Source organism: Rhodococcus sp. GXMU-t2271, assembly GCF_041414735.1.
GTDB classification, from domain to species: domain Bacteria; phylum Actinomycetota; class Actinomycetes; order Mycobacteriales; family Mycobacteriaceae; genus Rhodococcus; species Rhodococcus indonesiensis.
This window is the reverse complement of sequence record NZ_JAUIZP010000039.1, coordinates 1-26,750: the sequence shown is the minus strand read 5'-3', so window position 1 is coordinate 26,750 and position 26,750 is coordinate 1. Positions and strand designations below refer to the sequence as shown.

Here is a 26,750-nt window from a genome sequence, read left to right as displayed (position 1 = left end):
CTACCGTTCGCCGGCCGAGGGGCGGTCGGCACCGGCGCTGCGCACCAGCCGGTCCAGCCGTTCGGCTCCGGGCAGGTCCTCGGGTGCGATGGTCCGTCCCGAGCGTACGTAGTGGAAGGCGGCCCGGACCTTGCCGAGCGGCGGCTCGGCCGGCCGGCCGGTCGCGCGGAACGTGCGGGCTGCCATCAGCTGCGCCCAGGCCAGGCGGTACGCGGCCAGCTGCATCGCCACCGCCTCGAGCCGGTCCTCGTCGGGTTCGGCGCCGGTCTTCCAGTCGATGACCGTCCAGCCGCCGTCCCGGTCCTCGAACACGGCGTCGATCCGGCCGCGGATCACCACCCCGGCCAGCGAGGTCTCGAACGGGACCTCCACCTCCACCGGGCTGCGCTGAGCCCACCGCGACCGCAGGAACGCCTCCTGGAGCCGGTCGAGTTCGGTTTCGTCGCCGCCGGCGTCGTCCGCGCCGGGCAGCTCGTCGAGATCGAGCAGGCGTGTGGCGCCGTACCGGCGTTCGAGCCAGGCATGGAAGGCGGTGCCGCGCCGCGCCAGCGGGTTCGGCCGGAACGGCAACGGGCGGCGCAGTCGCGCGGCCAGGGCGGCCGGGTCCGCAGCCAGATCCACCAACTGGCTGACCGACATCTGCGCGGGCAGCGTCACCTCGGCACGCTGCTCGGCACGCCGGGCCCGTTCGGCGAGCAGCGCGTCGACGTCCGCGGCCCAGTCGTCGGGGTCGTCGTCCGGGTTCGCCGGAGACGCCGGTTCGGGCTCTTCGAGCGCCGTGAGGACCAGGGCCGCGCCCTGCTCGACGAAGGGACGCCGGAGCCCGAGAGGGTCGCGCGGCCACACGGCCGTGTGCGGATCCGCGGTCATCGGGTTCTCGGTGCCGGCTTCCGGCGCCGGAGCCCAGATCTCGATACTCCCGAGTCCGGGTCGCTCCGTTACCAGTTCGTGCAGTTCGGACAGGAACGGGGACGGTCCTTTCGGCTCCGTTCCGGACTCGGCCCAGTGGTGACCGGAGACGAACAGGCTTCGTTCCGTGCGGGTGAGCGCGACGTAGAACAGACGCCGGTCCTCGTCCAGCTTCCGGTGCTTGAGGGCGTCCTTGTGGGTGTCGATGCGGTCCTCGAGCGACTTTCGGTCGTAGACGTCGTCGAGATCGAGGACGGGGACACCTTCGCTGTTCTCGTCCGGCAGTGCCCGGTCGCCGCGCAGCGACGGCGGCAGTTCGCCGAGGGCGCCGAGCCATGTGCTGCCCGCCGTCGACGAGGGGAACACCCCCGCCGTCAGGTGCGGAACCGCCACCACCTCCCATTCGAGGCCCTTGGCCGAGTGCACGGTGAGCACCTGCACCCGCTCGGTGGCGACCTGCACCTCGCCCGGGGCGAGTCCGCCCTCGATCTCCTCCGCGGCGGAGAGATAGGCGAGCAGTCCGGTCAGCGTCGCCGAACCCCGGCTCGCATACCCGGCGACCACGTCGGCGAAGGCGTCGAGGTTCTCCCGGCCGACTCCGCCGTCGCTGCCGGCCCTGGCCTGCGCCTCGATGCCGATGCCCAGGACCCGTTCCATCTCCGCGACGAGTTCCGTCAGCGGCTGGCCCAGCCGCTCCCGCAGGGACGCCAGTTCCTTGCCGAGCGCGACGATACGCGCGTATCCGAACTCCGAATAACGTTGCGGTGGTCCGGGATCGGAGAGTGCGTCGGCGATCCCGGCCTGCTCGGACTGCTCACCCGGCAGTGCGCTGTCGAGCGCCTCGGCGAGCGCGGCCGAGTCGGTGACCGAGCCGCCGACGCCGAAACGGCCACCGATGGCGAGTTCACCGGCCCGCCGCCAGAGCGCCTGCAGGTCGGCGGCGCCGAGCTGCCAGCGGGCCCCGGTCAACACCCGCACGGCCGCGCTGCCGGCCGCCGGGTCCGCGGCCAACCGCAGCATCGCGATCACGTCGGCGACCTCGGGCGTGTGCAGCAGGCCGCCGAGACCGACGACCTCGACGGGCAGCCCGCGGGCGCGCAGCGCCTCGGCGATCGGCGCGGCGTCGGCGTTGCGGCGCACCAGTACCGCCGCGGTGGGCGGCGACGCCCCGGCCTCCCGGGCGGCCGCGTACTCGGCGGCGATCCGCTCCGCCACCCATTCCCGTTCCGCCTCGACGTCGGCGTGCAGGGCGAGCCGGACGTCACCGGTGACGGGTTCGGGCTTGGCCCGCAGCACGCTTACCTGGACTCCCTTGTGCCGCAACGGCTCCGATGCCAGGTTCGCCAGTTCCAGGGCCTCGGGAGGGTTGCGCCAGCTGGTGAGCAGCTCGAGCCGTGGTGCGGGGCTGCCGTCCGCCAGCGGGAAGTCCGTCGAGAACCGGGGCAGATTCGCCGCGGACGCGCCACGCCATCCGTAGATCGACTGCATCGGATCACCCACCGCGGTGACGGCGGGCATCGGATCCTCGACCCTGCCGGACGGCGAACCGCCGAACAGCGACGACAACAGGACGCGCTGGGCATGGCCGGTGTCCTGGTACTCGTCGAGCAGCACCACGCGGAACCGGGCCCGTTCGGCACGGCCCACCTCCGGGTGGTCGCGCGCCATCCGGGCCGCGAGCGACATCTGGCTGCCGAAGTCCAGCGCGCCCTCGCGGCGCAGCGTCTGCGCCAATCGTTCGACCAGGGGCAGCAGTTCGATCCGCGACTGCTGCACCTCGAGGATGTTCAGCAGGGTCTTCGACGGCCCCCCGCGCTGCCTGGGACCGGCGGGCAGGGTGTGCACGAGCTTGTCCAGCTCGGTGTGCGCGACGCGCAGGTCGTCCGGCTCGACGAGGTGCTCGGCGAGCTGCCCCGCCAGCGCCAGCACGCACTCGGTGACCGAGGCGGGGTCGCGGTCGGTGTCGAGGTCGCCGTCCCAGGCGCTGACCACGCGGTACGCGAGTTGCCACAGTTCGGTCTCGGACAGCAGCGTCGCCGACGGTTCGATGGGCAAGAGCAGCCCGTGCTCACCGAGCAGTCGCCCGGCGTACGCGTGATAGGTGCCCACCTCCGGCTCGCCGGCGAGGATGCGGGCCCGTAGCCCGCCGGTGGGATCGAGATCGCGCACGAGCGGCGAACCGGCGAGCTTCGCCAGCCGCCGGCGGATCCGGGTGGTGAGCTGCTGGGCGGCCTTGCGGGTGAACGTCAGGCCCAACACCTGTTCCGGGTCGACGAAACCGTTCGCGACGAGCCAGACGACGCGCGCCGCCATCGTCTCGGTCTTGCCGGCCCCGGCACCGGCGACGACGAGCGTGGGCCGCAGCGGCGCCTCTATCACCGCGGCCTGCTCGTCGGTCGGCGGGAACTGCCCGAGCGCGGCGGCCAGCTCGGCCGCGGTCACCGTCGGTGGTGTCACTGTCCCGTCACCTGCCTGCCCTCGTCGTGCGCCGGGCAGCTCGACAGAACCGGGCAGTGCCGGCACCCGTCGTTGACCCGGGCCAGGAACTGCGGTCCCCGGGTGGCCGCGGCTGCTTCGTGGATCACGTCACGCCAACGGTCGAGTGTCTCGCCGTCCAGCGGAGGTTGCACCCGCTGGGTGGCGCCCTCCTTGTTGTGCGGTTTGGCGACGAACACCAGCCGTGCCCCGCCGGGGTCGGCGGCGGGCTGCCCGTCGATCGCGCCGGCCGCGGCGGCGACCTGGTAGGCCGCCAGCTGCGCGTGATCCTGCGCCGCCTCCTTGGTGACGGGATGGCGCGCGGTCTTGACATCGATGATCACCGGCCGCCCGTCGGGGTCCCGCTCGAGCCGGTCGATCCGGCCGCGCAGCCGCACCCGCGGCTCGTCCTCGGTCCGGGGTTCGAGGATGCCGTCGACGGCGATCTCGACACCGACCTCGGTGAGCTCGCCACGGGTACCGCGCAGCCACGCCGAGAACGTGTCCAGCATGGCGCGGGTGCGCTCGAGTTCGCGGCGGGCGTACCACTGCGAGCCGAGATCGACCGAGTCCCAAGCCCGTTCGAGCGCCCGCTCCACCTGGTCGGGCGGGATCCGTCCGGCGAGTGCCTGCACCAGCGTGTGCACCAGGCTCCCCGCGACAGCGTGGGTGTTGTCGCCGTCGGAGCCGCCGTGCCGCTCGAACATCCATCGCAGCGGGCAGGTGGTGAGCTGTTCGACCGTCGACGGCGACAGCGGCACCGCGTCGGCTCCGGGGTCCCACAGTTCCTGCTGCGTGCTGGGCTCGGCGGTGCCGTACCACTGGTCCGGGTGCGCGCCCCGCACCCGGGCCCGGGCGAGCCGCGCGAGCTGCGCCGCCGCCCGGCGCTGCCGCTCCGGATCGTCGCGGGCCACCACGGGGTCGCACACGACGCTGCGCAGTTCGGCGACGAGGGTCGGCAGCGCGAGCACGCGGGTGCGGGTCTCCTCCGGCAGTACCGAGACGTCCTCCCCCGGCTCGTCGACCTCGTCGTCGGAGGCCGCACCCACCAGCTCGTCGACGAACCGGGACCGCACCATGTCGGTGTCGCCGCCGACCGATTCCACGGCGGTGACGAGGAGGGTGCGTCGCGCGCGGCTGCACGCCACGAGGAACAGACGGCGCTCGTCGGCCAGCAGCGGCGCGGTGCGCGAGAGCCGCGTCGCGCCGTCGCCGCCGTCGGCCCCGGAGACCGCGTCGATCAGCGTCTCGATACCGAGCAGGGTGCCACGGGCCCGCAGGCTCGGCCAGAGTCCCTCCTGCACGCCTGCGACCGCCACGACGTCCCATTCCCGGCCGGCCGCCGAGTGCGCGCTGACGACGGTGACCGCCTCGGCCTGCGCGACGAGGCGGGCGCGGACGGAACCCGGGATCTCCTGCTCGGTGAGATAGTCGACGAATCCGGCGAGCTGGGCGCGCGGCAGCCGGTCGACGTAGTCGGCGGCGGCGTCGAACAGCGCCACGATGCCGTCGAGGTCGCGGTCTGCCTGCGCGCCGACAGGCCCGCCGCGTTCGGATGCCGCGGTCCACTTGCGTTCGAGACCGGTGGCCTGCCACGCCTCCCACAGCACGTCCTCGATCCCGCCGCCGCGGCGCGCGGCATCCCGTGCCTTGCGCAGCACGGACTGCGCCTTCCTCAGCGGTGCCGCTTCGACATCGGTGAGGCCGCGCACGAGCCGTTCGGCGTCCTCGCTCTCGTCGTCGACGAGCAACAGCCGCAGCAGTTCGGCCGAGTCACGGTCGCTACCGGCGGCGAGTTCGACCCGGCGCAGACCCCGGCGCAGGCGGCGCAGCGCGACCGGTTCCGCTCCGCCGACGGGACCGGACAGCAGGGCGAGCGCCTCCTCCCCGCCGAACGGCAGCCCGGACAGCGCCCGCAGCACGAGCAGCAGACCGGCGACTCCGTGCTGACGGGCCAGCGGCAGCTCGGATGCCGCTGTGGTCACCGGCACCCCGGCCGCCAGCAGGGCCCGCCGCAGCGGAGCGAGCGAACGCGGCACCGACCGCACCACGACGGCCATGCGGGACCACGGCACCCCGTCGACGAGGTGGGCGCGGCGCAGCGTGTCTGCGACGAGCGCGGCCTCCTTCGCCGGCGTCGACAGCACCCGGACCCGCACGCTTCCCGGATCGTCCGTCGGGACGGCGGGTGCGCCGCGGTGGGGCGGCAGGCCGGAGAGCCGTCGGGTGATCCGCCCGACGAGTTCCGCCACGTCCGGGGCGGCGCGATGGTTGGTTCCCAGCACCACGCGGCGGCTCGGGTCGTCGTCGGCGAGCGAGGTGAGAAAGGCCGGGTCGGCACCGCGGAAGGTGAAGACCGCCTGGTCCGGGTCACCGGCGATGGTGGTGGTGCGGGTGCCGAGGCCCACGACGCGCACCAGCTGGGCGGCCTGCGGATCGAGATGCTGCGCGTCGTCGACGAGCAGGTGCCGGATCCGGGCGCGTTCCCGCGCGAGCAGGTCCGGATCGGTGACGAACGCGGCGAGGGCGGCACCGACGAGTTCGGCAGCGTCGAGCGCGGGCGCGGTGGCCTCGGGTGCCTCGATGCCGACGGCACCGCGCAGCAGCATGATCTGCTCGTACCGGGCCGCGAACTCGCCGACGGCGACCCATTCCGGTCGGGACCGCTGCTGCCCGAGGTCGATCAGGTCCTCGGGGCCGAGACCGCGTTCGTTGGCGCGCAGCATCAGGTCCCGCAGTTCCACCGCGAAGCCGGTCATGCCGAGCGCGGGCCGCAGCCGCTCGGGCCACATTCCCGCGCCGTCGTCGAGGTCTCCGCGCAACAACTCGCGCAGGACCGCATCCTGCTCGGCGCCGGTGATCAGGCGCGGCGGCGGGTTGCCGTGTGTGGACGCCTGCAGCCGCAGCACCGCGAACGCGTACGAGTGGACGGTGCGCACCAGCGGTTCCCTCGTGGCACGGGGACCGCCGGCAGCCATCCCCGCGTGCAGCAACCCGGCGGTGATCGCTTCGCGGACCTCGGTCGCGGCGCGTCGCGAATGGGTGAGCACCAGCACCGATTCCGGGTCGGCGCCGGCGACGATGCGGGCCACGGCCAGGTCCACGAGCAGCGACGTCTTTCCCGTCCCGGGACCGCCCAGCACCTGCCACGGCCGCCACTGCGGCAGGGGCGGCGAGTCCGCGAACACCCGCTGCACGTCCTCGGGCCACTGTCGCTGCGGCGGCGCCTCGTCCGGCCTCGGCACCAGGCGCACCTCGACCTGCTGCGGCCGGGCGTCGGGGCGGAGGTCGGCGTCGGTCATGCGGCCATTCCAGCAGACGGGACCGACACCGCCGCGCAGCGGCGACTGCTGCCCCGCCGCGCAGCGGCGACTCCTGCACCGCCGCGGCAGCGAGTCAGCCGGGCAACGGAACGTTCTGCAGCCGGACCTGACCGCGCGCCAGGGTCCTGCCGCTCTCGGTGGCGGTGACGGTGACGAGCCACAGCTGCTGGACGCGGCCTTGCTGAAGTGGCTCGGCGACGACGTCGACGCGCTCACCCGTGCTCGAGCGCAGGAAGTCGGTGCTGTTGTGCACCCCGACCGCGAACTGGCCGCGGTCCTGGACAGCGGCGCTGGCCCCGACGCTGGCCGCGGATTCGACGGCGGTGGTGTAGACACCGCCGTGCACGACGCCCCACGGAGTGTGATGGTCTCGGCTCAGATCGATGTGTCCGGTGACCCGGGTGCCGGAGACCTCGTCGAGCACGAGGCCCGCGGCCTGCAGGAAAGCGTTGCCGGTGGGGAGATCGGTAGAGGTGGTGTCCATCACGCCACGCTAACTTCTGAAATTACAGTTAGCAAGGGTCTAGCCTCGATGCATGCGCTGGTTGGAGACGGACACGGCGAACTGTTCCGTGCAGCGGACACTGGACGTGATCGGCGAGAAGTGGACCCTGCTCGTCCTGCGGGAGGCGTTCAACGGCGTGCGCCGGTTCGACGACATGCGGCGGCACGTCGGGATGTCCGAGCCGATCCTGGCCGACCGCCTGCGCAAACTGGTGGCCGCGGAAATCCTGCGTCCGGTGCCGTACCGAGAGGCCGGACACCGCACCCGCAACGAGTACCGGCTCACCGACAAGGGTATGGACCTCTTTCCCGTCCTCGTCGCCCTGCTCCAGTGGGGCGACCGCTACTGCGCCGACGAGGACGGACCCCCCGTGGTGGTTCGGGACCGGGTGAGCGGCCGGCCCGTCGCCGCGGTGGTCGTTCCCGCCGGCACGGCCGGACTGACCGCCCGCGAGACCGAACCGACCCCGGGTCCGGGAGCCCGGCCCGTCCCCGCCGACCGGCCGGCACCGCCGCACCGGTCCCGCGCGAGCGCATCGGCTGCCATCGGAACCGGCCGCGACCCTGACACAATCGACGGGTGAACGAACTGCACACCCACCTGTTCGGTCCGGTCGACGGTCCGCAGCTGCTCGCCCTGCACGGCCTCACCGGTCACGGCCGGCGCTGGGAGCACCTCGCGTCGGAGCACCTGCCCCAGGCCCGGGTCATCGCGCCGGACCTGCGGGGACACGGCCGCTCCCCGTGGACGCCGCCGTGGAACTTCGAGACGCACGTGCGGGACCTGCTCGCCGTCCTCGATGCCCACGCCTCGGGTCCGGTGCTGGTGGTCGGGCATTCCTTCGGCGGTGCCCTCGCCGTGCATCTGGCGGCGGCTGCGCCCGAGCGGGTACGTGGACTGGTACTGCTGGATCCGGCGATCGGGCTGCCGCCGGAGCGCATGCTCGAGATCGCGGAGCTGACGGTGCAGCACCCCGACTACACCGACGCGGCCGAGGCCCGCGCCGACAAGACGAACGGTTCCTGGGGTGAGGTCGATCCCGCACGGCTCGACGCCGAACTCGCCGAGCACCTGATCACCCTCGATTCCGGCCGGGTCAACTGGCGGCTGTGCGTTCCCGCCCTCGTGGCGTCGTGGAGTGAGCTGGCCCGCGAGTTCGTCCTACCACCGGCGCACCTGCCCACGATCGTCGCGCGGGCCGCGAAGGTGCAGCCGCCGTATGTCACCGCCGAGTTCCGGGCCGCCCTCGCCGACCGGCTCGACACGAACCTCACGACACTCGAGCTCGACTGCGACCACATGATCGAACAGGCGCGCCCGGAGGAGACCGCGACCCTCGTCCGGAAGCTCCTGTAGATGCCGGCGACGAGCGAGGCCGACGTCGAACGCGTCCGGGAGCTGGTGGCCTCCGTTCCCGAGGGCCGGGTGACCACCTACGGCGACGTCGCGGCGGCGGCCGGCCTGTCCAGCCCGCGCACCGTGGGCTGGATCATGCGGACCGACAGCGCGGACCTGCCGTGGCACCGGGTGGTCCCGGCCTCCGGGCGTCCGGCCGCGCACCTGGCCCATCGGCAGCTCGCCCGGCTCAGCCAGGAGGGAGTGCCGATCCGCGACGGCCGGGTCGATCTCGCGGCGGCGCGACACCGCTTCTGAACCGGCTCACACCAGCGGTGGTACCCCGCGCCGGGGCTCGAGGACGGCCGCGCCGAGCCCGGCCAGCATCTCGACCGCGGCGAGCAGTTCCGGGACCGGCCGGGTGAACGGCAGGCGCTGATGGTCGTCGAACGCGTGGCCGGTGCCGAATCGGGTGCCCGGCAGCAGGACCAGTCCCTGCCGTTCCGCGGCGGCGACGAGGCGGGTGGAACCGATGCCGTCCGGCAGCCGGCACCACAGCGACAACCCACCCGTGGGCGGCACGAACCGCCACCCGGGCAGGCGTGCGGCGACGGCCGCGGCGAGCGCCTCCTGACGGGCGCGCAGCCCGGCGCGACGCTCGTCGAGGATCCGTTCCCACCGCGCGAACAACTCCACGGCCGCGAGCTGATCGAGGATCGACACCCCGAGCTGGCGCCGCAGCAGCACTTCCCGCACGCGCGCGACGGTCGCCCGGTCGCCGCGCACCCAGCCGATCCGGATGCCGCCCCAGACCACCTTGCTCAACGAGCCGACGTGCACGGTGGCCGCGTCCGGGACCGGCGCCCCGAACGGCTCGATGTCATCGCCGGCGAACGACAGCTCCGCGGCGACCTCGTCGACGACGGTCAGGACGCGGTGCCGCCACAGGGTCGCGGAAAGGGACCGCCGCGCAGCGACACTCAGGCTCGCCCCGGTCGGATTGGCATGGTCGGGCATCAGGTACGCGACGGTGGGTGCATGCTGACGCGCGGCGCGATCGGCTTCGACGACGATCATGTCGGGATCGTCGACGTCGACGGGCACGGCGACGGACTGGGCACCGGTCGCCGCGATCGTCTCGAGAGCGCCGGGGTGGCTCGGATGCTGGTGCAGCACCCGCCTGCCCGCCCCGACGACGGTGTGCAGGACGGCGTCCAGCCCGTCCGCCGCGGCGGCGGTGATCAGCACCTGCTCGGGGTCGGTGGGCAGTCCGCGGGCGGTGTACCGCGCCGCGACGGCGGCACGCAGCTCGGGCAGGCCGGTCGGTGCGTACCCGTGACCGGCCAGCAGGTCGGGCAGCCGACGCTGGGCGGCGGCGTAGGCCGCAGTCAGCAGGGACGACGCCTCCGGGGCGGCGTTGCCGAGGTCGAGTACGCCGGGCACAGGGGCGCCGAGCGCGGAGCCCCACGGCGTCCGGCCGTCGGGTGCGGCGACGAATGTCCCAGCCCCGTGCCGGGTGCGCGCCCAGCCGTCGTCGCGGAGGTCGCCGTAGGCGGCGGCCACCGTGACGCGGCTGACGCCGAGCGCGTCGGCCAGCGCCCGCTCGGCGGGCAGGCGCGTGCCGACCGGGAGCCGGCCGTCGGCGATGCGCCGGCGCAGCGCGGCGGCGACGGCTCGGTACAGCGGACCGCGGTCGGCTCCGAGCTCGCCGAGCAGCGCCGCGACCCGCGCCGCGGACGGGGTGGCGGACACGTCCTTCATGCAGTCCACTTTCGCACGGTGGACCGAACTCTCCGGTCCACCGAACCGAGAGAATAGGACCATGATCTTCCTGGTCGTTCTCCTCACCGCGCTCAGCCTGGCGGCGGCCACCTGGACAGTGCTGGACACCGCGCAGGGCGGCCGGTGCGGGATCGGCGGTCCGCCGCGCAGTCACCACACGCCCGACTGACCGCCCCGGCACATCCCGCCGACCGGCGTCGGGCAGCATGAGTTCATGAGTTCGCTGACCGACGTCGAGGCCGTCATCGTCGCGGGTGGGCGCGCGACCCGCATGGGCGGTGTCGACAAGCCCGCACTCGTCGTAGGGGGCCGGCGACTGCTCGACATCGCCCTGGCCGCGGTGGCCGGGTGCCGGCGGGTCACCGTCGTCGGACCACGGCGCGACGATCTCGACCCCGCGGTGATCCAGGTGCAGGAGCGGCCCGCCGGGGCCGGGCCGGTTGCCGCGCTCGCCGCCGCGGGTGTCCACGAGTCGGTGGTGTTGACCCTCGCCGCCGACCTGCCGTTCCTCACCGCGGACACGGTCACCGCACTCGTCGAGGCCTTGCGCGGCAACACAGGATCCGACGCGGCGTTCGCGATCGACAACTCGGGGCGGATCCAGTTCCTGCTCGCCGCGTGGCGTGGTCCCGCGCTCGCCGGACACCTCGCCGCGCTGGGGTCGGATCCGGCCAATCAGCCGATGAAGGCCCTGCTGCCGGAGCGCTACGTCACGGTCCCGGTGGCGGGGACCGCGGACTGCGACACACCGCAGGAGCTCGCGCAGGCCCGCGCCGCCCGTTCCGGGCTGGTCGCGGCCGACCCCGACGCCGCGCGCGCGGAGATCCGGAAGTCGCTGCCGCGGTTGCCGGTCCGCACCCGCGCGCCGCAGGAGGCGGCGGGCGCGACCCTCGCCGCACCGCTCGTCGCCGCCGAGGCGCTGCCGCGCGCCGCGGTGTCGGCGATGGACGGATACGCCGTCGCGGGCGACGGCCCGTGGCTGCTGCGCACCGAGGTCCATCGGGCCGGCGCGACGCAGCCGCTCGGTCTGCACGACGGCCAGGCCGCGCGGATCGCCACCGGCGCCTACCTGCCGCCCGGCGCGACGACGGTGGTGCGCGACGAACACGTCGAGGTGACCGCCGGCACCGTCACCCGGATACCTGGTGCCCCGGTGCGCGACGACGCGCGCCGGCGCGGGGAGGACTGGGCGCCCGGCGTCGAACTCGCCGCGGCGGGTGTCGCTCTGGGCCCGGCGGTGATCTCCGCTGCGCTGAGCGGCGAGGTGACCGCCGTGCAGGTCCGCGGCCCGGTGCGGGTCCACGTGGTCGTCACCGGCGACGAGATCCGCCGCGACGGGCCGCTGCGCGAGGGTCAGACCCGAGATTCGCTCGGTCCCGTCCTGCCGGCGTTCGTGCAGTGGTGCGGGGCTGTCGTCGCCGGGGAGGCCCACCTGCGCGACACCGGCGACGGGTTCGACCGGTTGCTCGGCGAGGCCACCGGCGTCGACGTGATCGTCGTGGCCGGGGCGACCGGCGGCGGGGCCGCGGATCAGTTGCGGTCTGCGCTGGCGCGGGCCGGCGCGTCGCTCGTCGTCGAGCGGGTCCGGTGCAAGCCGGGAGGATCCCAGGTGACAGCCGTGCTGCCGGACGGCCGCGTGGTGCTCGGCCTGCCGGGCAATCCGGTCGCGGCCGTCGCGACGCTGCTGGTGATGCTGCCCGCCGTCGTCGACGGTCTGACCGGTCGCCGGCCGCAGCCACCGTGGACCGCGCCGCTGGCGAATGCCTCACAGGTGAGCGGCGACATCACCCGACTGCTCCCGGCGAGACAGACCGGCAACGGACTGTGGTTGTGCGACAACGCGATCCGCACCGCACACCTGGCGGGGCTGATCGGGCGGCGGGCTATCGCGCTCGTGCCACCCGGCGCGGCGGACGGCGATCGGGTGGAGCTGGTGCCGCTGCCGCAGTGACCGGCACCGGTCAGCCCGGATGTGTGAGGACCCGGTATCCGGTCTCGTGGAGCCGCCGGTGCTCCGGCCACCGGTCGCGGGTCCAGGCAGGTTCGGAGTGGGCCGCGACGATCGCCGCGGTCGTCGCGGCGTGCAGATCGAACTCCAGGTCGCGGCACAGTTCCGGCAGTGCCGTCCGCTCCCCCGCCGCGCGTGCGTGCACGATGGTGGCGACCGTCTCGGCGACCCGCGCGTCGGCGAAGCGCAGCACGCGGCGATGCGCGGACGGCAGCACGAACCACAGCACCGCGACAGCGACGAACACACCGATCACCGTCTCGAGCAACCGGTCGCGAGCCACCACGGTGAAGTTGTGCGGCACCCCACCGCTCCCGAGCAGCAGCGCGAGCGGCGTGATGAACACCATCGCCACGCCGTAGTTGCGGACGAGGTATTCCTCGGTTCCGGCCAGCAGCACCGCCACCACGACGACGACCCCCACGGCCGTCGGCGCGGCCCACACGACCGCGGCCAGCACGCCGAGGCCCACGACGGTGCCGGCGAACCGGTGCAGACCCCGGTAGCTGCCCAGCACCCGGTCGGGTCCCTGATGCAGCACCATCGCCGCCGTGATCACCGCCCAGTCCGGTCGTCCGACACCGCCGGCGAGCGCCAGTGCGCCCGCGACGGGACCGGCCACGGCAAGGCGCACGACGATGGTCCAGGATCGGCTGCCGGGCCGAGCTGCCCGCGCGAGCCGGTATCGCACCGACGGACGCGGCAGCGGCGGTTGCGGCCGCAGGTCGTCGGTCTCGGAGGCGGCGCCCTCGTCGGCGCCCGCGACGAGGGTCGCGAGCCGCAGGTGCGCCGCTCGGAGCGTCCGGGCCAGCGGATGATCGCTCTCGCCGATCCGCCCGTCATGCAGGCACATCCACGCGGCGTGCAGTGCCCGGACCGCTTCGTGCCGCGGGCCGAGCGCCGCCGGCGCGCGCAAGCAGGTGTCGACGGCCGACACCGCCGCCGCCACCGCGACACGCTCGGGCGTGCGGGGCCTGAGCACCACGCCGGACATCGACACGAGAACCGCCGTGCCCGCACCGACCGCGGTCCACGACACGACCGCGACGACCGGAACGCCGGCGCTCGGCAGCGCCGCCGCGATCTCCAGGGTGAGCAGCGGCAGGAACGCACCGGGGGCACCGAACCGCAACGCGTCGACCAGGAAGGCACCCACCGCGACGACGGCGGTCATGACCGCCACGAGCAGGAGCCACGTTTCCGGCGCACCCGTCTGCACGAGCACACCGACCCCGGCGCCCACACCGGCCAGCGCGACGAGTGCCGCCGCGACGAACAGCACCACCTTCCACCGCGCGCGGTAGGCGCGGCCCTCGCCGTACACGACGGCGAACGCCCCGAGGGCGACGGTCGCGGCGACGGGACCGTGCCCGAGAGCGAGACCCGCGAGGCCGGGTAGCGCCACCGCGGCGGCAGCGCGCAGGGCACCGGGCCACCGCCGGCCCCGCCGCGGCACACCGAGGAGAAGGGTCCGGGCCGGTCCCGGCGCCGGGATCGGAGGAGCACACACGGCACCCTTTCCGGACCCTGCTCCTGCCTCTGTCACTGCTTCGGACACGAGGATCGACGATACGGGGCGCAGCCCTCGTCGACGGCGCCGTGTCGGCAAGCTCACCCGCGCAGCGGCTCCTCGGGGAGCAACGCCGCGGCCGCGGACCGGTACCGCTGTGCCACCAGGCGCACCACGGCCTCGTGTACCCCGAGCGGTGCCGCCACGCCGTCGGCACCCGCGTCGGCGAGGCGGGCATGGAACAGTCCGTCGGCGAGCAGGTACGACGCGACGAACACCCGCCGCGCACCCGCGGCGCGCAGTTCGGCGACGACGTCCGGCACACGCGGGGCTCCGGTGGCGACGTACCCGACGCGCACCGCGACGCCCGCGAGGGACGAGACCATCTCCGCGGCCCGGCGCACGTCCCGGCGGGCCCGGGGGTCGGAGGAGCCGGCCGCGGCGAGCACCACGGCGTCCCCGGGTCTCCAGCCGGCCGCGGCGAGCCGCTGCAGTTGCACGCGGGCGAGTACGGGGTCGGGTCCGAGTGCGCGGGTGACCGCCACGGCGGGATGTCCGCTCTCGGCGACCTCTCGGGGCACGTCGGCGTGCACGTGGTAGCCGGAGGCGAGGAAGGCGGGCACCAGCACGGTGGGTCGCCCCGAGCCGCGCAGCACCTCCGCGGGGGAAGGTCCGAGGACGTCGACGAAGGCGACGCGGGTGGTGCCCACCTCGCGGGAGACGGCATCGGCGACGGCCGCGATCGTCTCGACGCCGCGCGGATTGCGTGTGCCGTGGGCGACGAGCAGCAGAGCCGGGTCGGTCATGGTCACAACTCCTGGTCGGGAACGGGTCGGCCGGAGACGAGGTCCCTAGCCGATCGGATATTCCTTGTCGGCGCAGCCGGCGGGATCCACCGCGAGCCGGTAGCCGCGCTTGACGACGGTCTGCACGATCGCGGGAGCGCCGAGCGCGGACCGCAGCCGCGCCACCGCGGTTTCCACCGCGTGGGTGTCGCCCCCGCCCCCGGGCAGCGCAGCGAGCAGTTCCTCGCGTGAGACGACCCGGCCGGGGCGGGCGGCCAGGGTCCGCATCAACGCCATCGCGGCGGGCGCCAGACAGCGGATCTCCCCGTCGACCACGACGCAGCGGCCGCGGACGCTGAGCACGTGCCCGCCCGCCTCGATGCGGTGGGCGCGCCGCGGCAACTCCTCGGCGAGGTGGCGGGCGAGGGATCCGAGCCGTGCCCGGCCCGGCGCCGAGACCGGTACCTCCAGCTCGACCAGGGGTGCGGCCGTCACGGGACCCACGCACACCGCGGTGACGCCGGTGCGCAGAGCGCGCAGCATGGCCTCGAGCATGCCGGTGGCCTTGGAACGCTGCAGCAACGATGCGACGGCAGGTGCGCTGGTGAAGCTCACCGCGTCGATGCTGTGGTCGGCGATCTGCTCGATGAGCCGGTCCATCGCCGTGGGATCGTCGGGCGGGGTCCACCGGTACACCGGCACCGCCACCACATCGGCACCGGCGTCGCGCAGCACCTCGCACAGATCCGCACCGGGCTCCCATTCGGTCCGGGCGCCGTGCAGCTGCACCGCGACCCGCACTCCCTCCACGCCCTCGGCCAGCAGGTGCTCGAGCACCTCGGCGGAGGACTCGGACGCCGGGGACCACTCCTCCCGCAGGTCGGCTGCGCGGATCGCGCCGGTGACCTTCGGGCCGCGGGCGAGAATGCGGCTGCCGCCCAGGGCCTCGCCGAGCTCCTCGGCGAGGCCCCAGCCGTCCGCGGCCCCCATCCAGCCGCGGAAGCCGATCGCCGTGGTGGCCACGGTGATGTCCGGCGGGGTGCGAAGGATGTCGCGCGTCACCCGCTCGAGTTCGGTGTCGTCCGCCAGCGGGATGATGCGGATGGCGGGCGCATGGACGATCTCCGCCCCGCGCCGGGTGAGCAGGGTGGCGAACTCGTCGGCACGGCGGGCCGCGGTGATGGCGATTGTGAAGCCGTGCAGCGGCGCGGTGTCCTCGCTCACGAACGCTCGCCGTAACCGCGGTGCACGGGCACGAGGCTGTGGATCTGGACGACACCGGCCCACACCCGCACGTCGTACACGGGCAGGCGGACCGACGGGTCGTCGAGGCAGCGTCCGTCGTCCAGTGAGAAAACCTGCTTGAGCAGGGGCGAGGCGACGGTCGGCTCGCCGCTGCGGTCACCGACGATCCCGCGCGACATCACCGCGGCCCGGCCGAACGGGTCGAAATTGCCCACTGCCCGCAACGTGCCGTCGTCGAGCAGGAACAGCGCGACCTGCTCGCCGCCGCGCAGCAGCACGGCGACGCCGCGACCGGGGATGAGGTGACTGAGCGGGCAGGCCGACGTCCACTCCAGACGCCCGTCGTACACGGTGGCGCGCGACGCGCGTTCGGGTGTGTGCGTCTCGATGACGGTCATGAATGTCCTCCTTGGAACTACGGACGGAATTCTCCGGGGCCGGTGTTTCTCGGGGGTTAACCCGAGATTCCCTCGCGGTAAGAGGGCATTCCGACCAGTACCGGCACCTTCCGCTTGCCCGAGTCGTCGAACCGTACGGTCGGGTCGGCCACGTCCGGGGCGTTGACGAACGACACGAACCGGGACAGCTTCTCGGGGTCTTCCAGGACGCCGGCCCATTCGTCACGGTATCCGGCGACGTGCCTGGCCATCGCCGCCTCGAGCTCGTCCGCGATGCCGAGGCTGTCCTCGCACACCACCGCCTTCAGGTGCTCGAGACCGCCGTCGAGGGCCTCGAGCCAGGGCGCGGTGCGCTGCAGCCGGTCGGCGGTGCGCACGTAGAACATCAGGAACCGGTCGATGTACTTCACGAGCGTCTCGTCGTCGAGACCACCGGCGAGCAGCTGCGCATGCTTGGGCGACTGGCCGCCGTTGCCGCACACGTACAGGTTCCAGCCACTCTCGGTCGCGATCACCCCGACGTCCTTGCCGCGGGCCTCGGCGCACTCGCGTGCGCACCCGGAGACACCGAACTTGAGCTTGTGCGGGGAGCGCAAGCCGCGGTAGCGCAGCTCCAGGTCGACGGCCATGCCGACCGAGTCCTGCACGCCGTACCGGCACCATGTGGATCCCACACAGCTCTTGACGGTGCGCAACGACTTGCCGTAGGCCTGGCCGGACTCCATGCCGGCGTCGACGAGGCGCTTCCAGATGAGCGGCAACTGCTCGACCCGCGCGCCGAACAGGTCGATGCGCTGTCCTCCGGTCATCTTGACGTACAGCCCGAAGTCGCGGGCGACCTCGCCGATGACGATGAGCTGCTCGGGGGTGCACTCACCGCCGGGCATCCGCGGCACCACCGAGTAGGTACCGTTCTTCTGGATGTTGGCCAGAAAGTGGTCGTTGGTGTCCTGCAGCGCCGCCTGCTGCCGGCCCAGGATGTGATCCGAATCGGTCGAGGCGAGGATCGAGGCGACGACGGGTTTGCAGATGTCGCAGCCGGTCCCCCGCCCGTACTTGGCGATCAGCGCCGAGAACGTGCGGGTGTCGGTGGCCTGCACGATCTGGAACAGCTCGGCCCGGGACTGATCGAAGTGCTCGCACAGTGCCTTCGACATGACCACACCGGACGCTGCGAGGAGCTGCTTGACGGTGGGCAGGCAGCCGCCGCATGTGGTGCCGGCGCCCGTGCAGGCCTTGACCTGGGCGATGTCGCACGCGCCGTCCGCGATGGCGCCGCAGATCGCCCCCTTGGTGACTCCGTTGCACGAGCACACCTCGGCGTCGTCGGGCAGCGACCCGGCGCCCGGCTTCTCCCCCGCCGGCGAGATCAGCGCCGCCGGGTCGCCGGGCAGCTCCCGGCCGACGAGCGGCCGCAGCGACCCGTATGCGGAGGCGTCGCCGACGAGGATGCCGCCGAGCAGTGTCTTCGCGTCGTCCGAGACGACCAGCTTGGCGTAGGTGCCCTTGGCGGCGTCCGACAGCACGACCTCGAGGGCGCCCGGGGTTTCGGCGTGCGCGTCGCCGAAGCTCGCGACGTCGACCCCCAGCAGCTTCAGTTTGGTCGACAGGTCTGCTCCGGGGAACTCGGCGCCGCCGCCGAGGAGCCGGTCGGCCACCACCTCGGCCGTGCTGTAGCCGGGCGCGACGAGTCCGTAGCAGGTGCCGTCGACGGCGGCGCACTCGCCGACGGCGAAGATCGCATCGTCGGTCGTGCTGCGGCAGCCGAGATCGGTGCGGATGCCGCCGCGGGGTCCCAGCTCGAGCCCCGCGTCCCGGGCCAGCTCGTCCCGGGGGCGCACCCCGGCGGAGAACACCAGCAGCGCCGCGTCGATCACCGATCCGTCGGACAGTTCCACCCGCAACCCGTCGGGACCTTCGGTGATCCCGGCGGTGCCGACGCCCGTGTGCACCGTCAGGCCGAGGTCGGTGACGAGGCGGGCGAGGAGGGCACCGCCGCCCTCGTCGACCTGCAGCGGCATGAGCCGTGGCGCGAACTCGACGACGTGCGGCGTCAGGCCGAGCATCCGCAGCGCGTTGGCCGCCTCGAGCCCGAGGAGTCCGCCACCGACGACGACGCCGACCGCGCCCGGCGCGGCCTGCTGCGCGCCGGCCCGGATGCCGTCGAGGTCGTCGAGGGTGCGGTAGACGAAGCACCCGGCCAGGTCCTTGCCGGGAATCGGCGGGACGAAGGGGTACGAGCCGGTGGCCAGGACGAGCGCGTCGTACCCGATCACCTCGCCGGTGTCGGTGGTGACGGTGCGCCCGGCGCGGTCGACGGCCGCGGCCCGGGTGCCGATCCTCAGATCGACCAGGTCGTCGCCCTCGTACTCGTTGCCGGCGAGGGCGAGTTCCTTCGAATCCCATGAACCGACGTACGAGGACAGTCCCACGCGGTCGTATGCGGGCAGCGGCTCCTCGCACAGGACCGTCACCGACCAGAGGTCGTTCTCGTCACGGGTGCGCAGCGCTTCGACGAATCGGTGGCCCACCATGCCGTGCCCGACGACGACGACAGACTTGTGGCTCATACCGTTTCCTTCTTCCTTGGGGTGCGGGTGCGGCCGGGGCGCGGTCAGGCGCGAACGGCCACGGTGGTGACGTCGCGCTCGGGCGTCGGCCCGGTGGGAGCGCTGGGGCGGCGCAGGAACACGGCCCAGGTGACGACGATGCAGACCAGGTAGAAGGCGAGGAACACCCAGAACGCCATGGTCGCCGACTTGGCTTCGCTGCTGTAGGAGGCGCGTAGCACCAGGTTGATCCCGACGCCGCCGAGACCGCCGATGGCGCCGGCGAAGCCGATCAGGGCACCGGACATGCTGCGCGCCCACGCGGCCTTCCCGGCCCTGTCGAGCGAGTCGAGGCTCTGTGCCTTGGCTTCGAAGACGGAGGGGATCATCTTGTAGACGGAGCCGTTGCCGATGCCCGAGAGCAGGAACAGGGCGATGAATCCGAGGACGAAGGCCACCATGATGCCGCCGGTGGCGGCGCCGGCGGTGGCGTCGTCGAGGGTGCCGGCGGTGACGAGCAGTCCGGCCGCGAGGGCCATCGCCGCGAACGTGTACAGCGTGATCCGGCCTCCGCCGATGCGGTCGGCCAGCTTGCCGCCGAGCGGCCGGGCGATCGATCCGAGCAGCGGACCGACGAACGCGATCTGCGCTGCGTGCAGAGCGGCCTCGGCAGCGGTCGCGCCCCCGGCGAGGAAGTTGATCTGCAGCACCTGCCCGAACGCGAAGCTGAAACCGATGAAGGAGCCGAAGGTGCCGATGTAGAGGAAGCTCAGGATCCACGAGTCGCGGTACCGCAGGGATTCCCCCATCGCGCGCAGGTCGGCGCGCTGATCACCGAGGTTGTCCATGAACAGGGCCGCGCCGAGGGCGGCGAAGGCACACAGCACCAGGTAGACGGCGCACACGATCCACGGTTCGGTGTTGCCCACGGTGGCGATGACGAGCAGTCCGACGAGCTGCACCACCGGCACGCCGATGTTGCCGCCGCCCGCGTTCAGGCCCAGCGCCCAGCCTTTGAGCCGTTGCGGATAGAAGGCGTTGATATTGGTCATCGACGACGCGAAGTTGCCGCCGCCGAGGCCGGCGATCGCGGCCACCACCAGGAAGGTGGTGTACGAGAAGCCGGGGTTGAGCATGAGGTACAGGGTCGCGACGGTGGGGATCAGCAGCACCAGCGCGCTGAACACCGTCCAGTTGCGACCGCCGAACCGGGCGGTGGCGACCGTGTAGGGGATGCGCAGCAGCGAACCGACCAGGGTCGGCACGGCGACGAGGAAGAACTTGCCGGCGGCATCGATGCCGTAGACGTCGGTCGGCATGAACAGCACCATCACGGACCAGATGGACCAGACGGAGAAGCCGACGTGCTCGGCCAGGACGGACCAGATCAGGTTCCGCTTCGCGATCTCCTTGCCGCCGGCGTCCCACGCCGCCGTGTCCTCGGCGTCCCAGTGTTCGATGCGGTGCTTGCGGGCGAACTTTGCACGCAGGCCTTCGGTCGGTGATATTCCGGTCGTTGCGGCCACCCCATGCCCCTTCCTCGGGTCGGTATCGATGGACCCAAGTTAGGAAACGGGTGTTGCCGCGGTGCTGCCCTCGGTGACTGCCGCGTCAAGAGATGCTCACCTGCGGCAGGAGGGCTCCGTGAGGTCGTCGCCACGGGTAGGCGCGGGGTACGGCTCGGCGCCGGAGCCGCCCCAGGAGTCCTCGACGTACCGGGGCCGGCAGGCCACCCGGCCGGCGATCAGGACCACGAGCGCGGCGCCGCCGAGGAACGCGAACGGAACCGTCCAGCCGCCGGTGGTCGCGCGCAGCACCCCCACCAGGACCGGTCCGGCGCAGGCGACGGTGTACCCGAGGCCCTGCGTGAACCCGGACAGCGCCGCCGACGCCGCATGGGTGCGGGTGCGCAGGTTGATCAGAGTCAGTGCCATGGGGAAGGTGGTCGGCCCGACGCCGATCGCCAGCACCCACAGGGCGGTGGCCGTGAGCGGTGCGAGCAGCAGACCGGTGAAACCCACCGCGTAGCTCACCACGCACACGAGGACCAGCGGGAACGGATCCCGCATGCGGGCGCATGCGGCGGGAGCGACGAACGAGGCCGCCAGACCGACGAAGGAGAACAGCGCGGTCATCGCGCCACCGAGTGCTTCGCTGCCTCCGGCGTCGAGCAGTACGGCGGGAATCCAGGTGAACATCGAGTAGGTGATCAGCGAGGTCATGCCGAACATGCCGGCCATCCCCCACGCAACGGGCGAGCGCCACACCCGGCCGGGTGCAGGGTCGGAAGGGGCCGCGTCGCGGGTGACCGGCTTCGAACCCCGGGCCCGGTGGAGGACGACGATCCACGGAACCGCCGCGGCGAACGCCCACACCGCCCACAGACCGATCGACCAGCGCCACCCCGCGGCTTCCGCGACGGGGACCGCGGCCAGGGCGGGTAGTGCGGTGCCGATCTGGACGCCCACGATGTAGACGGTGCTCACGACGGCGAGCCGATCGGAGAAGTACCGCTTGACCAGCGGCGGGATCACCACGTTGCCGACGCCCATCCCGGCGAGGGCGAGCGCGGAGAACGCGAGCAGTGTCCACGTCTCGTGGGTCAGCGCGCGGGCTGCCATGCCGACTCCGGCGGCCAGCATCGCGATCAGGGCCGTCGCCTCGAGTCCGGCCCGCCGTGCGATGGCCGGGGTGAGGAGACCGAACGCCGCGAACATCGCGGTCGGCACCATGCCGAAGACGCCCACCACGGCGGGTGCGAAGCCGATTTCGGCGCGGATCTGTTCGGCGAGGGGACTGAACGAGGTCACGGCGAGGCGCAGCGTGAGGGCGGACATCACGATCGCGACGAAGACGAGGAGACGTCCCCGCAGCAGGGACGTGGACGAGGATCCGGCACCGGTGACAACCACGGGGCAAATCATAGGATGACCCGATGTATATCGTCGAAGGCAATTTCCGGATGCAGGAAGGAGCCCCCATGCGCACCGTGCGACGCACCGGTCTCGTCGCCCAGGTCACCGAGCAGCTACGCGACCACATCCGCACCGGCGCCTGGGCAGTGGGCACCCGCATCCCCACCGAACCCACCCTGGCCGAGCTGACCGGCACGGGCCGCAACACCGTGCGCGAGGCCGTCCAGGCACTCGTGCATTCGGGTCTGCTCGAGCGACGGCAGGGTTCGGGCACCTACGTCGTCGCCACCTCGGAAGTAGGCAGTGCACTCGGCAGCTACTTCGCCGACGCCCACGAACAGGACGTGCTCGAACTACGGCAGGCGCTCGACGTCACCGCCGCGGCCCTCGCCGCGCAGCGCCGCACCCAGGCGGACGCCGCGCACCTGACCGAACTGTTCGACGCGCGGATGCGCGCGTGGGCGGACCCGCGTTCGGCCGCCGCCCTCGCCGCCGACGTCGCCCTGCACCGCGCGATCGTCGCGGCCAGCCACAACACCGTGTATCTCGAGTTCTACGACTCACTGATACCCGTCATCGAGGAGACGATCCGCCGTCGCGTCGAAGAGACCGGCGCAGGCTTCCACGACGAACACCGCGAACTGGTGCTCGCCGTCGTCGCAGGAGACCCGGGCCGCGCCACGGCCGCCGCCCTCGCGATGTTCGGGGAGCTGCGCGGCGGTGACGCCTAGGGGAGGAAGGCTCAGAGGAGCAGGCGCACCAGATCCGACGTGTGCGCCAGTCCCGGGAACGCCTCCTCCGTCGAACGCGGATGCAGCGCGTGCACGGCGAGCCGGAACATCACCGCGCGCAGCAGCATCTGCGGCCACTCCGGCAGGTCCTCCCAGCGCCCGATGAGCTCGTCGTCGGCCCCGCCCCACGACAGCGCATCGACGACGGCCACGCCGGCCGCCCAGGACGCGGGCCGCCAGTAGGGGGTGATGTCGGTCAGGCCGGGTGCGGCGCTACCGGCGAACAGCACGGTGCCGAACAGGTCGCCGTGCACGAGCTGATCGGGCAGGTGGACCGGCTTGCGCAACGTCGCGAGCTGGTTGATCAGATCGATGCTCTTGCGTCCGTCGGGGGTGACGGTTTCGGGGGCGCCGGCGGCGCGGGCAGTGCGCAGCGGTACCGCCTCCCATGCCGCACGGTCGGCGGCGACGAACACGTCCACGTCCTCCCACGGCTCCACGGGTGGCTGCATGAGGAAACGTGGTCGCTCTAGCTGCGCGGTGGCGGCGTGCAACCGGAGCGACAGCGCCACCACCTCGTCGTGCCGCGGTTCGGACGTGCCCACGATGTAGGTGTCGGCGCGCCAGCCGGAGACGACGTAGCGGCCGTCGGTGGAGCGGACGGGCCGCGCCAGTCGGACCCCATCGACGTCGAGGTTCTCGCGCACCTTCGCCGACCACGCTGCACGGGCATGGTCGGCGACCGGCGAGAGCACGACGTCGCCACAGCGCCAGCCACCGTCCCAGTCCGCCCCGAGCGGGACCGGTTCGACGTCGCGGAGGCCGAAGGTCGAGCGCACGTGCTGCGGGGGTTCGAGGGGGCTCACGGGGCACACCGTACAGTCGGCGCCGCCGCGTTCAGGGAAGGCACTCCGTTACCTCGGGACAGCATTCCCGCATCGTTATCTCGCCGTGTTCCCTCAGTACACGGGCAGTGACGGGTCCACCTGCTGCGCCCACGCGAGCACGCCGCCCTGCAGGTGCGTGGCGTCCGCGAAGCCGGCCTTCTTCAGCACGGCGAGCGCTTCGGCCGAGCGAATCCCGGTCTTGCAGTGCAGCACGATCGGCTTGTGCTGCGGCAGCTCCGCCAGCGCCTCGCCGGAGAGGATGCGGTCCTTCGGGATCAGCCGCGCCCCGTCGATGTGGACGATGTCCCACTCGACCGGCTCGCGCACGTCGATCAGTTCGATCTCCCGATCCGACTCGAGCAGCCGGTGCAGTTCGGTCGGGGTGATCGTCGACTCGGCGACGGCATCGGCATCGTCCGGCACCACACCGCAGAAGGACTCGTAGTCGACCAACTCCGTCACCGGCACCCGTCCCGGATCGCGGCGCAACGTCACCGTCCGGTAACTCATCGCGAGAGCGTCGTAGATCATCAGACGTCCGAGCAGCGATTCGCCGATGCCGGTGATCAGCTTGATCGCCTCGGTGGCCATGATCGAGCCGACGGACGCACAGAGCACCCCGAGGACGCCGCCCTCCGCACAGGAGGGGACCATTCCCGGCGGAGGCGCCTCCGGGTACAGGTCCCGGTAGTTCAGTCCCCGCCCGCCCGGCGCGGCCTCCCAGAACACCGACACCTGTCCCTCGAACCGGAAGATCGAACCCCATACGTACGGCTTGCCGGCGAGAATCGCCGCATCGTTGACGAGGTAGCGGGTCGCGAAGTTGTCGGTGCCGTCGAGAATCAGGTCGTACTGCTCGAACAGCTCGACGGCGTTGGTGCGGTCGAGCCGGACCGGGTGCAGCCGCACCGCCACGTTGTCGTTGATCCTCCGGATCGTGTCGCGGGCGCTCTCCCCTTTCGGCCGGCCCACGTCGGCGACCCCGTGGATCACCTGCCGCTGCAGGTTGGACGATTCGACGTCGTCGAACTCGACGATTCCGAGAGTGCCGACCCCGGCCGCGGCGAGGTAGAGCAGCACCGGCGAACCGAGGCCGCCGGCACCGATGCACAGCACCCTCGCGTTCTTCAGCCGCCGCTGCCCCGTGACGCCCACGTCGGGAATGATCAGGTGCCGGCTGTAGCGGGCCACCTCCTCGCGAGTGAGGTCCGCACCAGGTTCCACGAGAGGTGGCAGTGCAGCAGATTCCACCAGAGGTGGCAGTGCAGCAGATTCCACCAGAGGTGGCAGTGCAGCAGATTCCACCAGAGGTGGCAGTGACGTCACGACAGCTCCTCGGCCGGCTCGATCGGGCGGTTCCCCGATTGTCCCATCCTCATGCTCACGGATGGCCCATCCTCACGCTCGCGGATACGGCCACGGATTGAACCTGCACGTCAGACCGTCGCGGGGGACGACGCCCTCGGGGTCGAGCCCGGCGATGTCGTCGTTGGCGGTGCCGAACGACTGCTGCATCATGATCGGTGCCAAGCCTCCGTCGCTACCGCACCCTTCGTGGGCGGCGAAGCCGATGGCATGCCCGATCTCGTGGTTGATCAGGTACTGCCGGTAGGAGCCGATGTCACCCTGGAAAGCGACGGCACCGCGCACCCAGCGGGGCTCGTTGAGCAGGACCCGGCCCAGACCGGGATTGAAGCACGAGACCTCCAATTCGATGTCGTACCCGCAGCCCTGCCGGATCGTCATCTGGGAGGTCAGCGACACCCGGAAATCGGGTTCACCCTGATCGACGCGCCGGAATGCGAACGCCGGGTCTTGGATCCAGCTCTTCGGGTTGGCCAGGGTCTCGTCGACCATCCGCGCGAATGCCGCGTCGCCGCCGTAGCCGGTGGTGTCGACGCCGTCCTCGATCTCCACCGTGTAGGTGTAGACGCGGCCGGTGCCGACCTGACCGCTGGTTCCCGGCACCACCCGCCAGGCGCCGGTTCCGGCCGCCGTGAACGGCCCCCCTTCCGGGAGCGCACCGGACGGCAGATCGGCGGGGAACGTGCCGTCGGCGACCGGTGCGGGCACGCCCACCACGGCGCCGGATTCGGCCACCGTGTCCCCGGTTGCCGCGGCCTCGGGCGGATCGCCGCCGGTGCGCAGGGCATCCACCACGACGATCACCGTGAGGATCGCGAGGACGGGAACGGCGTAGGCCCGCCACCCGTAGGTCGCGACGAATCGCCCGAGCCGGCTCTGCCGGCGCACCCCGCGATCCGGGCGCGGTGCGCGCGGGCGGGTGTCCTCCCCCGAGACGGGATCCCACTGGGCTCGCAGGGGCTGGTGGGAAGGGGCGCGGGTGCGGCGCCGGTCGGACGGCCGGTCCTCGGGTGTCCGGTGCGGCCTGCGCACCGGGCGGCGCGGTGTGTCCGCCACGTCGGCTCCTGCTCGCTCGGTCACGGGAGCCAGAATCTCACACGGCCGTCGCCGGGCGTGCCGAGTCGCGAAGAGCGGCGCACGACGCCGCCGCGCCGCTGTGACGCCGCGCACAATAGCGCTTCGGCTGGGATACTCGTGGGTAGGGGTGCGCGGCACCTCGGGGCCCCCCGGCCTGTAACGTGCAGAGACGATTGCACGTCGTAGTGGTAGGCATCACTTCGACGAATATCTCGGATTGGGAGCGACATGACCGAACTCGCAGCCCGGACATCGTCCGGCCGCGCCACCACCTCGGGCAACGGCACCGGCACTCGACGCGGCGCCCGGATGCCCCGAGACGAGCGCCGGGTCCAGCTCCTCGCTGCAGCCAGCGAAGTCTTCGTCACCCGCGGGTACCACGCGGCCGGCATGGACGAGATCGCCGAGTGTGCCGGGGTCAGCAAGCCGGTGCTGTATCAGCACTTCCCCGGCAAGCTCGAGCTGTACTGCGCGGTGCTGCAGAGCTATGTCGACAGCCTGATCTCCGGTGTCCGCCAGGCCCTCCGGTCGACCACCGACAACAGGCAGCGTGTCCGCGCTGCGGTGCAGGCGTTCTTCGACTTCGTCGACAACGACTCGCAGGGTTTCCGGCTCGTGTTCGAGTCGGACCTGATGGGCGAACCGCAGGTGGCGAACCGCGTGGAGCAGGCCACCGAGGCGTGCGTCGACGCGGTGTTCGACCTGGTGAGCCACGACTCCGGACTCGACCCGTACCGGGCGCGCATCCTGGCGGTCGGCCTCGTCGGCACCAGCCAGTTCACGGCCCGCTACTGGCTCGAGGCCGCCCGGCCGATCCCCAAGGAGGACGCCGTCGACACCACGGTCGCGCTCGCCTGGGGTGGTCTCTCACACGTGCCGCTGCAGCCGGAGCTGCGCCGGCGATGACCGACGGCGCCGACCGAGGTCGCGCCCGCAAACGACGGAAGGGCC

Annotated in this window: 21 protein-coding genes; 7 read left to right on the top strand and 14 right to left on the bottom strand. The window is 72.5% G+C overall.

Features of this window, described 5'->3' with window-relative positions; genetic code table 11:
* From QYS60_RS15825 to QYS60_RS15815, 3 genes are all read right to left on the bottom strand, one after another.
* Entirely contained in the window at nucleotides 1–3,366 is a 3,366-nt protein-coding gene (locus QYS60_RS15825) for an ATP-dependent helicase (protein WP_371383625.1), read from the bottom strand.
* Nucleotides 3,363–6,686, bottom strand: a complete 3,324-nt coding sequence (locus QYS60_RS15820) for an ATP-dependent DNA helicase (protein ID WP_289377645.1) — start codon at nucleotides 6,684–6,686, stop codon at nucleotides 3,363–3,365. Before QYS60_RS15820 ends, QYS60_RS15825 begins: the two co-directional genes overlap by 4 nt.
* 94 nt (nucleotides 6,687–6,780) lie before the next feature.
* The gene (locus QYS60_RS15815; RefSeq protein WP_289377646.1) at nucleotides 6,781–7,191 is read right to left on the bottom strand and encodes a PaaI family thioesterase; all 411 of its coding nucleotides are present in this window, start codon (nucleotides 7,189–7,191) and stop codon (nucleotides 6,781–6,783) included.
* A gap of 52 nt (nucleotides 7,192–7,243) precedes the next feature.
* Between QYS60_RS15815 and QYS60_RS15810 the strand changes: the two genes are divergently transcribed.
* The 3 genes from QYS60_RS15810 to QYS60_RS15800 are packed head-to-tail and all read left to right on the top strand — an operon-like array spanning nucleotide 7,244 to nucleotide 8,865.
* Nucleotides 7,244–7,795: a winged helix-turn-helix transcriptional regulator gene (locus tag QYS60_RS15810; protein ID WP_371383624.1), complete on the top strand. Its 552-nt coding sequence runs from the start codon at nucleotides 7,244–7,246 to the stop codon at nucleotides 7,793–7,795.
* Nucleotides 7,792–8,568, top strand: coding sequence for an alpha/beta fold hydrolase (locus QYS60_RS15805; RefSeq protein ID WP_371383623.1), 777 nt, complete (start codon nucleotides 7,792–7,794; stop codon nucleotides 8,566–8,568). Before QYS60_RS15810 ends, QYS60_RS15805 begins: the two co-directional genes overlap by 4 nt.
* Nucleotides 8,569–8,865, top strand: a complete 297-nt coding sequence (locus tag QYS60_RS15800; RefSeq protein ID WP_003937346.1) for an MGMT family protein — start codon at nucleotides 8,569–8,571, stop codon at nucleotides 8,863–8,865.
* 6 nt (nucleotides 8,866–8,871) lie between these two features.
* Here QYS60_RS15800 and QYS60_RS15795 read toward each other — a convergent pair whose 3' ends face one another.
* The gene (locus QYS60_RS15795; protein ID WP_371383622.1) at nucleotides 8,872–10,308 is read right to left on the bottom strand and encodes a PLP-dependent aminotransferase family protein; all 1,437 of its coding nucleotides are present in this window, start codon (nucleotides 10,306–10,308) and stop codon (nucleotides 8,872–8,874) included.
* Nucleotides 10,309–10,369: 61 nt separating this feature from the next.
* Between QYS60_RS15795 and QYS60_RS15790 the strand changes: the two genes are divergently transcribed.
* Together QYS60_RS15790 and QYS60_RS15785 are read left to right on the top strand one after the other, a co-directional pair.
* A complete protein-coding gene (locus QYS60_RS15790; RefSeq protein ID WP_006942753.1) occupies nucleotides 10,370–10,498 on the top strand; it encodes a hypothetical protein in 129 nt (42 codons plus the stop codon).
* A 45-nt stretch (nucleotides 10,499–10,543) separates the two neighbouring features.
* Nucleotides 10,544–12,280 carry an NTP transferase domain-containing protein gene (locus QYS60_RS15785; RefSeq protein ID WP_371383621.1) on the top strand — a complete coding sequence of 579 codons (1,737 nt, stop codon included), beginning with the start codon at nucleotides 10,544–10,546 and terminating at the stop codon, nucleotides 12,278–12,280.
* Between the two features lie 10 nt (nucleotides 12,281–12,290).
* Here the strand turns inward: QYS60_RS15785 and QYS60_RS15780 are convergent, their stop codons facing one another.
* The 7 genes from QYS60_RS15780 to QYS60_RS15750 all read right to left on the bottom strand — a co-directional run bounded on the left by QYS60_RS15780 (nucleotide 12,291) and on the right by QYS60_RS15750 (nucleotide 21,748).
* Nucleotides 12,291–13,847: an FUSC family protein gene (locus tag QYS60_RS15780; RefSeq protein WP_371383620.1), complete on the bottom strand. Its 1,557-nt coding sequence runs from the start codon at nucleotides 13,845–13,847 to the stop codon at nucleotides 12,291–12,293.
* A gap of 101 nt (nucleotides 13,848–13,948) precedes the next feature.
* Entirely contained in the window at nucleotides 13,949–14,653 is a 705-nt protein-coding gene (locus QYS60_RS15775) for a sirohydrochlorin chelatase (RefSeq protein WP_371383619.1), read from the bottom strand.
* Between the two features lie 45 nt (nucleotides 14,654–14,698).
* Entirely contained in the window at nucleotides 14,699–15,856 is a 1,158-nt protein-coding gene (locus tag QYS60_RS15770; protein WP_371383618.1) for a uroporphyrinogen-III synthase, read from the bottom strand.
* Entirely contained in the window at nucleotides 15,853–16,275 is a 423-nt protein-coding gene (nirD, locus tag QYS60_RS15765) for a nitrite reductase small subunit NirD (protein ID WP_289377653.1), read from the bottom strand. Before nirD ends, QYS60_RS15770 begins: the two co-directional genes overlap by 4 nt.
* Nucleotides 16,276–16,331: 56 nt before the next feature.
* A complete protein-coding gene (gene nirB, locus QYS60_RS15760) occupies nucleotides 16,332–18,845 on the bottom strand; it encodes a nitrite reductase large subunit NirB (RefSeq protein ID WP_371383617.1) in 2,514 nt (837 codons plus the stop codon).
* A 44-nt stretch (nucleotides 18,846–18,889) separates the two neighbouring features.
* Entirely contained in the window at nucleotides 18,890–20,350 is a 1,461-nt protein-coding gene (locus tag QYS60_RS15755) for an MFS transporter (RefSeq protein ID WP_371383616.1), read from the bottom strand.
* 96 nt (nucleotides 20,351–20,446) lie between these two features.
* Entirely contained in the window at nucleotides 20,447–21,748 is a 1,302-nt protein-coding gene (locus QYS60_RS15750; protein WP_371383615.1) for an MFS transporter, read from the bottom strand.
* 56 nt (nucleotides 21,749–21,804) lie between these two features.
* On the opposite strand from QYS60_RS15750, the gene QYS60_RS15745 reads away from it, so the two are divergent.
* A complete protein-coding gene (locus QYS60_RS15745) occupies nucleotides 21,805–22,470 on the top strand; it encodes a FadR/GntR family transcriptional regulator (protein ID WP_371383614.1) in 666 nt (221 codons plus the stop codon).
* A gap of 11 nt (nucleotides 22,471–22,481) precedes the next feature.
* On the opposite strand, the gene QYS60_RS15740 is transcribed toward QYS60_RS15745, so the two are convergent.
* The 3 genes from QYS60_RS15740 to QYS60_RS15730 all read right to left on the bottom strand — a co-directional run bounded on the left by QYS60_RS15740 (nucleotide 22,482) and on the right by QYS60_RS15730 (nucleotide 25,754).
* Nucleotides 22,482–23,336: a TIGR02569 family protein gene (locus QYS60_RS15740; protein ID WP_371383613.1), complete on the bottom strand. Its 855-nt coding sequence runs from the start codon at nucleotides 23,334–23,336 to the stop codon at nucleotides 22,482–22,484.
* A 93-nt stretch (nucleotides 23,337–23,429) separates the two neighbouring features.
* Nucleotides 23,430–24,611, bottom strand: a complete 1,182-nt coding sequence (gene moeZ, locus QYS60_RS15735; protein ID WP_040784276.1) for an adenylyltransferase/sulfurtransferase MoeZ — start codon at nucleotides 24,609–24,611, stop codon at nucleotides 23,430–23,432.
* Between the two features lie 144 nt (nucleotides 24,612–24,755).
* Nucleotides 24,756–25,754, bottom strand: coding sequence for a DUF3152 domain-containing protein (locus QYS60_RS15730; protein WP_371383630.1), 999 nt, complete (start codon nucleotides 25,752–25,754; stop codon nucleotides 24,756–24,758).
* Nucleotides 25,755–26,027: 273 nt separating this feature from the next.
* Here QYS60_RS15730 and QYS60_RS15725 point away from each other — a divergent pair, with 273 nt between their 5' ends.
* Nucleotides 26,028–26,705 carry a TetR/AcrR family transcriptional regulator gene (locus tag QYS60_RS15725; RefSeq protein ID WP_003939139.1) on the top strand — a complete coding sequence of 226 codons (678 nt, stop codon included), beginning with the start codon at nucleotides 26,028–26,030 and terminating at the stop codon, nucleotides 26,703–26,705.
* Nucleotides 26,706–26,750: the final 45 nt, after the last annotated feature.

Coding starts and splice junctions, on each gene's coding strand:
- QYS60_RS15790 (WP_006942753.1), top strand. CDS start 10,370: ATGATCTTCCTGGTCGTTCTCCTCACCGCGCTCAGCCTGGCGGCGGCC.
- nirD (WP_289377653.1), bottom strand. CDS start 16,275: ATGACCGTCATCGAGACGCACACACCCGAACGCGCGTCGCGCGCCACC.
- QYS60_RS15750 (WP_371383615.1), bottom strand. CDS start 21,748: ATGATTTGCCCCGTGGTTGTCACCGGTGCCGGATCCTCGTCCACGTCC.
- QYS60_RS15745 (WP_371383614.1), top strand. CDS start 21,805: ATGCGCACCGTGCGACGCACCGGTCTCGTCGCCCAGGTCACCGAGCAG.
- QYS60_RS15795 (WP_371383622.1), bottom strand. CDS start 10,308: ATGAAGGACGTGTCCGCCACCCCGTCCGCGGCGCGGGTCGCGGCGCTG.
- QYS60_RS15775 (WP_371383619.1), bottom strand. CDS start 14,653: ATGACCGACCCGGCTCTGCTGCTCGTCGCCCACGGCACACGCAATCCG.
- QYS60_RS15800 (WP_003937346.1), top strand. CDS start 8,569: ATGCCGGCGACGAGCGAGGCCGACGTCGAACGCGTCCGGGAGCTGGTG.
- QYS60_RS15785 (WP_371383621.1), top strand. CDS start 10,544: ATGAGTTCGCTGACCGACGTCGAGGCCGTCATCGTCGCGGGTGGGCGC.
- QYS60_RS15815 (WP_289377646.1), bottom strand. CDS start 7,191: ATGGACACCACCTCTACCGATCTCCCCACCGGCAACGCTTTCCTGCAG.
- QYS60_RS15810 (WP_371383624.1), top strand. CDS start 7,244: ATGCGCTGGTTGGAGACGGACACGGCGAACTGTTCCGTGCAGCGGACA.
- QYS60_RS15725 (WP_003939139.1), top strand. CDS start 26,028: ATGACCGAACTCGCAGCCCGGACATCGTCCGGCCGCGCCACCACCTCG.
- nirB (WP_371383617.1), bottom strand. CDS start 18,845: ATGAGCCACAAGTCTGTCGTCGTCGTCGGGCACGGCATGGTGGGCCAC.
- QYS60_RS15820 (WP_289377645.1), bottom strand. CDS start 6,686: ATGACCGACGCCGACCTCCGCCCCGACGCCCGGCCGCAGCAGGTCGAG.